Origin of the sequence: Geofilum sp. OHC36d9 (genome assembly GCF_052400685.1) — a bacterium.
In the GTDB taxonomy this organism is placed as follows: domain Bacteria; phylum Bacteroidota; class Bacteroidia; order Bacteroidales; family Marinilabiliaceae; genus CAZHHH01.
In genome coordinates this window covers 57,154-68,777 of record NZ_JBQTGJ010000020.1, presented here as the reverse complement: position 1 = coordinate 68,777, position 11,624 = coordinate 57,154, and the positions used below count along the sequence as shown (strand labels likewise).

Annotated in this window: 7 protein-coding genes; all 7 read left to right on the top strand. The window is 37.8% G+C overall.

Annotated elements, in window-relative coordinates; all coding sequences use genetic code 11:
• Nucleotides 1–538 precede the first annotated feature (538 nt).
• The 7 genes from ACT3CD_RS14960 to ACT3CD_RS14930 all read left to right on the top strand — a co-directional run bounded on the left by ACT3CD_RS14960 (nucleotide 539) and on the right by ACT3CD_RS14930 (nucleotide 11,498).
• The gene (locus ACT3CD_RS14960) at nucleotides 539–1,063 is read left to right on the top strand and encodes a cupin domain-containing protein (RefSeq protein WP_444646463.1); all 525 of its coding nucleotides are present in this window, start codon (nucleotides 539–541) and stop codon (nucleotides 1,061–1,063) included.
• A gap of 440 nt (nucleotides 1,064–1,503) precedes the next feature.
• Nucleotides 1,504–1,935, top strand: coding sequence for an SRPBCC family protein (locus tag ACT3CD_RS14955; RefSeq protein WP_444646462.1), 432 nt, complete (start codon nucleotides 1,504–1,506; stop codon nucleotides 1,933–1,935).
• A gap of 582 nt (nucleotides 1,936–2,517) precedes the next feature.
• Nucleotides 2,518–3,093: an RNA polymerase sigma-70 factor gene (locus tag ACT3CD_RS14950; protein WP_444646461.1), complete on the top strand. Its 576-nt coding sequence runs from the start codon at nucleotides 2,518–2,520 to the stop codon at nucleotides 3,091–3,093.
• 250 nt (nucleotides 3,094–3,343) lie between these two features.
• Complete coding sequence (locus ACT3CD_RS14945) at nucleotides 3,344–4,321, top strand: FecR family protein (RefSeq protein WP_444646460.1); 978 nt, start codon at nucleotides 3,344–3,346, stop codon at nucleotides 4,319–4,321.
• Between the two features lie 161 nt (nucleotides 4,322–4,482).
• Nucleotides 4,483–7,755, top strand: coding sequence for a SusC/RagA family TonB-linked outer membrane protein (locus tag ACT3CD_RS14940; RefSeq protein WP_444646459.1), 3,273 nt, complete (start codon nucleotides 4,483–4,485; stop codon nucleotides 7,753–7,755).
• A 25-nt stretch (nucleotides 7,756–7,780) separates the two neighbouring features.
• On the top strand, nucleotides 7,781–9,421 hold the full coding sequence (locus ACT3CD_RS14935) for a RagB/SusD family nutrient uptake outer membrane protein (RefSeq protein ID WP_444646458.1): 1,641 nt from the start codon (nucleotides 7,781–7,783) through the stop codon (nucleotides 9,419–9,421).
• 439 nt (nucleotides 9,422–9,860) lie between these two features.
• Complete coding sequence (locus ACT3CD_RS14930) at nucleotides 9,861–11,498, top strand: alpha-L-fucosidase (RefSeq protein ID WP_444646457.1); 1,638 nt, start codon at nucleotides 9,861–9,863, stop codon at nucleotides 11,496–11,498.
• The last annotated feature ends 126 nt before the right edge of the window (nucleotides 11,499–11,624 follow it).

Here is an 11,624-nt window from a genome sequence, read left to right as displayed (position 1 = left end):
AGTATGATGTTTTATGTTTGTATCCCATTCAAGTAATGTTGTAAAATCTGTCAAGCTAATTTAGGATATTACAATCCCCCAAGGGGCGCATGACAATCCCCAAGGGGCGCATGACAATCCCCATGGGGCGCATGGCTCTCCCCAAGGGGCGCACGATCATCCCCAAGGGGCGCACGATCATCCCCAAGGGGCGCACGATCATCCCCATGGGGCGCATGGTTCTCCCCACGGGCAGTATGATTCTCCCCGATGGCAGCAAGGCTAGCCCCAAGGGGCGTAAGCGTTTGGAAGTCATTTCAATGCCCGTATGCAAAGGGATAGCCAGAATTATTGTAAAACGATACGCGATGCAACGATGCAGAAAAAAAAATATCGTTTATTGTCTCCACCGAAATGAAGGCCCCTTAACAATTACCTCTGCCGGCGTGCATTTGTAACCTGTGCCAACTACCTGAATCAGATAAAAAAGCTTCAAAATGTACGACCAACAAACAACACGTTGGGTTAGTTGTTTATTGATAAATGAAAATTTTAAGATATGGCAACAATTTTAAAAGCAGATAAAAGAGAATTTCAAGAAAGTCCTGATAAAATTGATAATTACAGAGTATTCACTGATGTATCAATAATTAAAAAGAGACTGAAGCCTGAAAATTTAAATTTCGACTTAAGACAATTAAATCCAGACCAATATTCTGCTCCTTATCATTTTCACAGATATGCAGAGGAGCTTTTTATGATTATTTCAGGTTCTGCAACTTTACGAACTTCCAAAGGATTAGATATTGTAAATAGTGGAGATTTAATTTTTTTTGAAAAAGGGAAAACCGGAGCGCACCAACTGTATAACCATACCACTGAGACTTGTATTTACCTGGACATAAGGACATATATCGGTTATGATGTTGCTGAATATCCTGATTCGAATAAAATATTTATAGCGCCATCGCGTGAAATTTTTGATGTTGATTCACAGGTTAGTTATTTCGACGGAGAAAGGAACATTAAGGATAAATGGGCGCAAATTGTGAATAAGAATCATTGGAGTCCGGTAAAAATTTAGAGAAATGATTAGAACCCCGCTCCAATGTGCGAGCCAGATATTTTAGGAGATATTGGGGTTGCTTTCCGCCTCAAGGAATTTCCGTTAAGAAAATCAATTTTATTGGCGTAAAGAAATCCGGGCTGTCTGAGCGAAGCGAGTTCCCGGATTTTAGACAATGAAATTGATTTTTAGGAAATTACTTGAAGCGGCGGCATTTTTTGTTTACTTTTTTTTGCTGTAGAAAAAAAGTAAAAGCCCGTGCGGCTTGAGCACTTAAATGGAAAATATATTTTTTACCGGACAATAGTGAATAAGAATCATTAATAAATGGACATTGATGAATTAAAAATGAATTTCAATCGAATGATTGAGCTAAGTTACAATCCTTAGGATTTTCTTGTCAACCATGTTAACTTTTGGTCTTATAAAAATTTACTTATTCAAAAGAATACTATAAAATGAAAGAAATACGAACTGAAATTGAAATTCACGCCAACGTTTCAACAGTTTGGAACGTACTGATGAATTTTGAAAATTATCCAAACTGGAATCCATTTATAAAAAATATTAGTGGGGAAAAGGCTTCTGGTAAAAGGCTGACTGTTTCAATAAAGCCACCCGATGCTAATGGGATGACATTTAAACCAGTCATTTTAAAATTGGAACCGAACAACGAGTTTCGCTGGAGAGGTAAGCTAGGCATAAAGGGTATTTTCGATGGAGAGCATTTCTTTATTTTGGAAAGAGTGACTGATGATAAAACAAAATTCATTCATGGAGAAAGGTTCAGTGGTCTTCTGGTATCGTTAATGGGTCAAACACTAAACAAAACAAAAGCGGGCTTTGAATTTATGAATGAAGCGATAAAACGTGAATGCGAGAGCAAATAAATATAGCTAATATACAATACTCGTAAGCCGGGAATTGTAGTTTTATCCATTAATCACAATTGTAACGGTTTAATATGTCGGAGCTTCAAAATCCCGGGCTCCGCATATTGTCCCCTCCTGAGTTTCAAAAGTTTTTATACGAAAAAAGGCCGGCGTAAAAACAAAACGTTACATTTTTTCGTTCTATTGAAGAATCAGTTTTTAAATTGAGTATAATAATCTGGCCGTTTCCATTCCTGAAAAAGTACAAGAATTATTAGATTTGTCGCAAAAATTGGGACAGAAATAAATGTTTTTCTTCCAATGGACCTAAATCCTGAGTATAGCACCAAATAAATGGTGTTTTAAATCTGGATGAGAGAATGGAAAATAACCGGTAGGCCTTATGATAGATTGCACACAAGACTTTTCCTGTTGATATTTAGTTTTTAAGTTAGATTGTAAATGTCGTCAAGGTGAGGAGTGATATATTTCTCAGTAGTAATTTATATTGGTTATTTGAGCGTTAAAATTTGTGTTAAAATTTTAAATATTGCTCCAGCTTAAAAAAACTATGTTTGAATAAATAAATTAGACTGTATCTTGTCAAACCTAAGTGAAATAGAATTATTGCAAAACTTGGCAAAAGGCGACTCGTTGGCTTTTGGTAAACTGATAAACGTGTATCATGAGCGTTTGTTGCACTTTTCTATGCATTATATAAACGACTGGGAATCTGCCCGGGATGTAGTACAGGATGTATTTTCGATTGTGTGGGAAAATCATCAGAAATTTTCAGAAGTGAAAAATCTTTCATCCTGGATGTTCTCACTCACAAAAAATCAATGTCTTAAAAAAATTGATTATCTCAAAGTAAGACAAAATCACTCTAGCGATCTGTCGCATCGTCAATTGGAGTTGGCTCAGTCTTCTTTGAACCATTTGGATACTTCGCCAATAATTTTTGATGAAATCAACACCATCATTAGTCAGACATTGGAGAAACTCTCACCCCAATCGCGCAGTATCTTCGAAATGAGCCGTTTTGAAAATAAAAAGAACCGCGAAATTGCGGAGGAATTGCACATCTCATTAAAAACGGTAGAAGCCAATATTACCAAATCCCTAAAAATTCTCAGGCCAGCTTTAAAAGACTATCTGCCTTGCGTATTCCTCTAACAGATATCTTATAATTAATTCATCCGGTAAATATTAAGACTTACTATAGTCTGCTCCGCCGGGGCCAATATTTTGAACGACTGAAAAATTTTAATCCCGCAATAATTTTTGTGAGGTTTCCACTCTTTACCTGATTATTGAGGATTTTCTTTTTCCTGTATCTGACGGATTTGTTTTTTTTACTTAAAAAAAACAAAAAAAAGTGTAGGGTATTTCGAGGTTCAAAGTACTTAATAATAAAAGATCAAGCATGCAAAAAGAGAAACTACATAAATTCGCACTAAATCAACTCGATAATGTGTCTGACATCGAGGAGGTTGTACGTTGGATTGAGGCATCAAAGGCGCACAAAGAAGAATTTGAAACCTTAAAAAACGTTTTGGCAATGAAAGATTTTGCTAATTATGAGACTTATGCCGAATCAGAAGCAGAAGAAATAGTTGAGCCTCACCGGGAAAGGAAATTCCCAATGTCCTTGTTAAAATATGCAGCTGTTTTTATGTTGGCTTTTTTTATCGGGGGGTTATCCATCTTTTTTTGGGGCAATTCAGATGAATTAGCGTTTAACGAAATTATTGTCCCCGACGGCGAGAGTGCCGAAGTGTTTCTTTCTGATAAAACACACGTCTGGTTAAATTCAGGAACCCGGCTGGTTTATCCTGCAAAATTTAATGGCAAAATTCGTAATGTTGAATTGACTGGTGAAGCCTATTTTGAAGTAAGCCACAATCCTGAAATTCCATTTCATGTAAAAACAAACCATTTAACAGTTGAAGTGCTGGGAACCAGTTTTAATGTGGAAGCCTTTGACAAAACAGGAGAAGTAAATGTTACCCTGGTCGAGGGTAAGGTAAATTTACAAAATGTAGAAGGTCAGTTTTTAACTAAGTTATTACCTGGCGAAAATGCCCGGTTCGCGACCGCCCAAAAGAAAATCTATATTTCGAATGTAGACACCAAATTTTTTACTTCCTGGAAAGATGGATCTCTGTTTTTTAAAGATGAAACGCTCGAAGCGATTACCAGAAAGTTTGAACGTTGGTATAATGTGAAGGTGGTTTTTGAAGACGAAGCAATAAGGAAGATTCATTTTACAGGCACCATCCTAAAAAATAAACCCATCGATCAGGTTTTTGATATTCTGAAATATACAGCTGGCATTGAATATCGTATTGAAATGAATAATAATCAGTCAAGTATAATTTATTTGAAAAATAAGCCTATGTAATCATAGAAAGAAGGCCGGGAAATACGACTAATATTTCCCGGCCCCTATTTATTTACAATTATGTCTTCCTCCAGAAGATAAGTACTAATCGTAAACGTTTCAAATTTATGAAAAAAAATGATTATTGCCCCCGAAGTTGGGTGCACAAAGTTCTTAGAGTTATGAGAATTACTGCTTTTCTGTGTTTTATTGGAGTCCTTCAGGTTTATGCCCTTCCTACTGTGGGACAGGGGGTAAGTATTAACCTGAAGATGAAGAATTCCACATTGAAAGATGTTTTGCGGGAGATTGAAGAAAATTCTGACTACCACTTTTTTTATCAAAGCGAGGATTTATCAGGAAAAAGCCTCATTGACATTGATGTAACACAGAAAACTGTTTTTGAGGTATTGGAAGACGTGCTTCCTCCACTTGAATTAAAGTATGAAGTCTTCGACAAGTACATTGCCATAAAATCAAATGATGGTAGTCCGGAAAATGACAATTTAATGCAGCAACAAAAAACTATTTCCGGCCGGGTAACCGATGATATAGGAGACCCTTTGCCTGGTGTTTCTGTGGTTATTAAAGGTACGGTCCAGGGGACCATTACCCATAAAGATGGTCGTTACACCCTTTCAAATGTGCCTGCTGATGCCACTTTGCAATTCTCGTTTATTGGTATGACTACGCAAGAAATTTTCGTGGGTAACCAGTTGAACATTAGTGTAAAGATGCTGCCTGATGCTATCAGCCTCGATGAGGTGGTTGCGATTGGGTACGGAACTCAGCGAAGGAGTGAAATAACAGGTTCTGTTTCTACTGTTAAAGTCGAGAATTTGGTGGCACAGCCTACTGCCGATCTGGAAGGAATGCTTAAAGGAAGTATACCCGGACTTTATGTGACATCTGGGAATGTGCGCCCCGGCGCTACTTCAAGCGTTTTATTGCGAGGAACAAGTTCTCTTAAAGGCGGCAATGAGCCCTTATATGTAATTGATGGTGTTCCTGTTGAGAATATTCAAGACCTAAACATTAACGACATCGAGAATATATCGGTACTTAAAGATGCTTCGGCGCAAGGAATTTATGGTTCACGCGCAGCAAACGGGGTCATACTGATAACTACAAAACGGGGTAAGAATTTAAATGGAAAAGTAAGTGTTTCTTACAATGGTTATATTAGTTATCAAAACATGGCGCCTAACTTTAGGGTGTTTAATGGTGATGAATACGTCGCTGTGAGAAGAGAAGGTGGACGTTCAGATAACGCCAATGCAGAGAATGGTTGGATTGGAACTTATCAGCCGGATGAAAATTTATTTTCTGATTTTGAAATGGAACTCTTAGAGAATCAGGAATATTCGGATTGGTATCAGTATGCTTTTAACGAAAATGTGCCTATAACCAAACATGATATTTCTTTATTTGGCGGCGATGATAAGACTCAATATAAGGCATCGTTAGGGCTTTATGATCAGTCAGGTATGCGACCACATTCTGGGTACAATAGGTTTACAGCAAATCTTTCTCTCGACAAAACCATTTCAAATACTTTTAAAGTGGGGTTGTCAACTTATCTTACAAAGTCGGAACAAGACTCCGAAGCAGCTTCTTACAGTGATTTTATTACCTATACCCCTTTGGCCAAAGTTGTTGATGAAGAAGGAGAATTGGTAAAATATCCATTGGGCGATACAAAATACCTCAATCCTCTTCTGTATAACGAAACCCGTGAAAAAAGCAGCGATGTATACCGTGGCCTTTTTAATGGATATCTTGAAGTTAGTCCTCAATTTGTGAAAGGCCTGAAATACCGATTCAATGCCAATACCGATATGAGGTTTACCGAAAATAATCAGTTTAACTCCTTTGACGACCCATCTGCAGAAGGCATCGGATATGCGAAAGTTGACAATACAACGACGATCAATTATTTAGTTGAAAATATTATTACTTACAACAATAGCTTTTGGGGAAATCACAATCTGAATGTAACCCTTATGCAAGGGTGGCAAGAGGATAATTATCATCGCACAAGTGCTATAGGATCTCCTCTGGGAAATGATTTTTTTGGTATTAACAGTTTATCCTCTGCATTAGAATCTGAGGTTCAGAGGGTCGCTAGTTCAAGAACGTTGTTGTCCTATATGGGCCGTGTAAATTACGCAATTAACGATAAATACCTGTTTAATTTTACTGTCCGTCGCGATGGATCCTCGGTTTTTGGAGCGAATAATAAATGGGGAATTTTCCCATCTGCATCGTTAGGGTGGAATGCTCACAATGAGGGTTTTATGGATAATGTTGAATGGGTTAATCAGGCAAAAATACGTTTGAGCTACGGACAAATCGGAAACCAGGGAATTTCTTCATACGGAAGCCTTGCTACTGCTGACAGCCATTTTTATGTTAGTGGAACGACGTCACAGGTTGGTTATTTGCCTGGTGGAACTTTTGCCAACCCTGATTTGAGGTGGGAAACAACGACCACTTTGAATACTTCCTTAGATTTTGGTGTTTTGCAGAACCGTCTATTTGGTACGTTTGAGTTTTATAACAAGGTGACCACCGATCTTTTAGTAAATAGAAAATTACCTTCTCTTTCAGGTTATACTACCATGCCTGATAATTTGGGTGAGATTCAAAATAGAGGCGTGGAACTCTCATTAACAGGTTATTTGATTTCAAAACGGGATTTGACATGGTCGGTTACAGTTAATTATTCAAGAAATAAGAATAAACTGATTAAAGGCGTTTTACAGGATGAAACGACCGGTGAATATATTGACGATGTGGCAAATGGTTGGTATATCGGTGAGCCTATTAATAATCAGCTCGATTATGTATTTGATGGTATTTGGCAAATTGATGATGATTTTACGATGTATGATGACCCTGCTCAGGCAGAGGGCACAAATCCTGGTGATATTAGAGTTAAAGATTTAGATGGAGATGGTTTTATTACTGAGGATGGTGACCGTAAGTTTTATTATTCCGATCCCGACTGGATGGGCTCGCTGAATACAAGTGTAAAATATAAAAATTTCGAGCTTTCAATGGATTTATATCTTGTTCAGGGGGTCGATAAGTATAATGCATTCTTAGGAAATATGAATTATGGTGGCAGTTTAGGTGGCGTTGCTAATGGTATCAAAATAGATTATTGGACGCCTGAAAATCCAATTAATGACGGCTACAGGCCAAGTTTTTCGAGTGCATCTCTATACCGTGGAACTTTTGCCATGCGCGATGCATCATATTTTAGAATTAGAAATGTGACCCTTGCTTATACTCTCCCAAAGTCTTTATTAGGCAATACGAGGGTACGGGTTTATGTGGCAGGAGATAACTTGTATACTAAGACAGATTGGCTGGGCTATAGTCCTGAAGGATCAGCTAGTACATATCCTGAAACAAGGAATTTTACAGCAGGGGTAAATATTGATTTTTAAAATGATAATGATGAAAACACACGATATGAAATCCAAAAAAAATATCATTTGCCTTGGGATAATATTGCTTTTTACATTGGCGGGTTGCAAAGACAGCCTTTTGGAAGAAGAGCACCCGACAGAGGTAACAACTGATTTCTTATATACGACTCCGGCAGGGCTTCAAAGTGCAGTTACGGGGTTGTATGATTTGCACCGAAGTTTAATAAATGGTAATAGCTCGCAAGAGTTTGCCTCTGTTAATTGTGATGGGGGGACTGATATCACAATAACCATAAATGGAAATACAGGTCATGCGAGATACCGGGAAATTGCTGATCAGTTTATTTCGAAAGATGGTGCAGTTGGTAAATATTGGAAATTCTGGTATAATGTAATTGAACGTACTAATTCGATTATAACTTATGGCGAAGAGTCTCTCGATGATGGAGACGAAAAGGAGAAAATTTTACGCGAGGCTTATTTGTACCGTGGTTATGCTTATTTGTGGTTGGTACGTAGGTGGGAAAATATCTGGTTGAATGTAGAACCGACTACTATTGATAATTTGACAAGTCGCGTATACGAGCCTGCCGATACGGCACAGGTCTGGGCGCAGGTGATTTCTGATCTCGAAACAGCCATTGACTATTATAATGAAGATTGGACTTATGTGCCAGGGAGACTTAATTTGGGAGTTGCTCACATGTTAAGAGCCGATGCTGCTTTATGGCAAGAGGATTGGGATGCGGCAATTGAGCATGCTGAGAAAGTATATAATGAAGGCCCTTTTGGTCTCGAATCGGTATACAATGTGTTTGATGGCCGAAAAAACGACACTAAAGAAACGATGTTCGCTATTCAATATGATGCATATGCTGTTGGCGGTGGTGGTAATAGCCGTATTGCTTTACAAATAAATCCATTAATTAGCCAGGGCAAAATTCAAGGTGTCTTAAGTGATGTATTAGATAATTGCAACTATGGTTGGGGGCGTATGGGCGCCAACGATTATTTAATGGGACTGTATGATCAGCAGAATGACAAGCGGTATGATGCGTACTGGAGGACTATTTTTCAATTTAATGATCCAGATTTTGATTACAGTAGGAGGTCATATAATTATGGAGATACATTAACTCTTACTAATATTAATAAGACGGGAGCAACAGATGCTATACGGTATTTTTTACCTGCGTGCAAAAAGTACTTTGATCTCGATGCAAGAGCACCTTTAAGTAATTCAAAACTGTATAATAACATTTACATCTTCAGATATCCTTGGGTTTTACTGGTGGCCGCTGAAGCTCATTTGTCAAAAGGAAATGTACCTGAAGCAACTGCATACATTAATGAGTTGCGGGAGAATCGTATTGATGGGCCAACAGCAACTTTAGCCACTGTTACAGAAGAGGATATTCTCGCTGAATATGCCCGTGAACTTGGTCTTGAAGGGTATCGTTGGGAATTGCTAAAGCGCCACGGTAAATTAGTGGAACGCGTTAGGTTGCATAATGGACAAGAGACTTATACTGATGTAGAAGGTGTTACTGTTCAACTGCGAGAGGAATATATTGAGAGTCGGACTAACATTCAGGATTACATGCAGCTGTGGCCTATCCCTTATGAAGATCTGTTATCTATGGGCGAGACTTTTCCGCAAAATCCTGGTTACAAGCGTGAGTAAACATTCAGCTCCGAATGTTTTGATCCACACAATACATCTTAGAAACTAAATTAATTTTTAGGAATTAGTTTGTGTAGGCATAACTATAAGTTTAAAGTCAAAGTTTCAATTTAGATGCCTTGACTTTAAACTTTACTTAAGTCTTTTAGAGAAGAACATCCTGAAATTCTTTTATAGTGTCCGTCTATAAGGTCCGGTTTCGGCGTTGCGTTTGCTCTTAAAGTGCTCATTTACACAAATGAATTAATATTTTACGAGCTGCGAAAGCCTTGAGTTTGAACTTTATTACCAAACTCCCGACTTTATGGACAGGCATTATGTAAATAATAAATTGATAAAGAAAATTGAAAATGAAACGAGCATGAGAGTAATCTCTCACACAGGTGAATGATTATTCCGGCGAGTTTCATATGACAACTGAAAAACAAATTATAAACAGATGAAAAAAACATTTTTTTTATTTTTTGCCGTTTTGCTAGTGACTTTTGCACAGGCACAGATAACTGATGATGCTAGAGCCAGTTATAATAGAAATAAACCAGAACGACAAGAATGGTTACGTGATATGGGGTTTGGCATGTTTATTCATTGGAGTATGGATAGCCAATTGGGAATCGTTATCAGCCATTCAATGGTAGGTGCTTCCGAAGATTACACTAACCGATTTATAAACGAACTGCCAAAAACATTTGATCCGACTGAGTTTGATGCATATAAAATTGCCAGACAAGCAAAGCTGGCTGGTATGAAGTATATTGTTTTTACCACAAAACATCATTCAGGATTCTGTATGTGGGATACTGAAACGACTGATTTCAACATTACAAACACACCCTATAAAAAGGATTTGTTGAAAGAATATGTTGAAGGTGTACGTAAAGCAGGATTAGCTGTTGGCTTTTATTATTCGCCGGAAGATTTTAATTTTTTGAGAGAAAATGGTGTTTTGGTGCGTAGGCGTGGTTTAGATTTAAGTGATGAGATGAAATCAAAGTATAATGATTTTATTCGCCGGCAAACACACGAGCTTTTCTCTAATTATGGCAAGATAGATGTGTTGTTTATCGATGGAAATCCGAAAGAGCCATGTAAAGATGAAGCCTGGAATTTACAACCTGATTTAGTGATTACCCGAGGTGCTGTAAATACACCTGAGCAAAAACTACTTGGTGTGGTTGATGATAATTTATGGGAATCGTGTGTTACCATGGGAACTCAATGGCAATATAAACCCACTAATGACGAGTTGAAATCTGCAGGAAGCGTTATTGAAATGTTAATTGAGACGCGTGCTAAAGGAGGAAATTTATTACTCAATATTGGGCTTGACCCATTTGGTGCAATACCTGACCCTGAGGCCAGAAATTTGACAGAACTAGCTGCCTGGCAATTTATTAACCAGGAAGCGATTCAGGGGTCGCGCCCTTGGATTATACCACAAGAAGGAAATATCTGGTTTACAGCATCCAAAGATCGAAAAACGGTGTATGCAATAATTACAGATATTAAGAATTGGAGCAGAGGTGATAGAAAAGAATTTGTATTGGGCTCTGTTAAGGCGACTCCAAACACCAAAATCAGTGTACTGGGACAAAATGATTTAGTGGTAGAATATAAACCTAATGCGGATGCAAAATCTCGATTCAAACAGACTGATAAAGGATTAGAAATATCTGTAGTCAGAGCACAACGCATTTATAACAATGCCAAATGGCCAAACCCTATAATTGTTAAAATTGAGAATGTACTCCCATCACTTGATCCTCCCATTATTGAAACACAAAAGGCTAAAGTCGCTAATAAAACGGTAACCCTAAGTGGTAATCTTTTAAAAAAGGGAGATGCAAAAAAAGTGAAAGTCGGCTTTGAATACCGTTTGTATGCCGGCTTTGTTGAAAATATATCTAATAAAACCTGGCATGAAACATCATTCAGGGAAGCTTCAAATGAGGCGGAATTTACTGTGGTACTTGAGAATCTTCAACCAGGGAAGACCTATGAATATAGGGCTGTAGTGGTACATCCACAAATGAGTATATATGGTGATGTTAAAAAGGTTACAACAAAAAATGAATAGGGAAAATTTCACTTTTTAGCGGAGCTGAATCCCTGTATTTAGCAGGATTTTCAATCGTCACGCTTTACTCTGTTGTATTATTAAGGCGTTATTAGTTATAGGAAGTTGATTTAGAGTAGGGGGGTG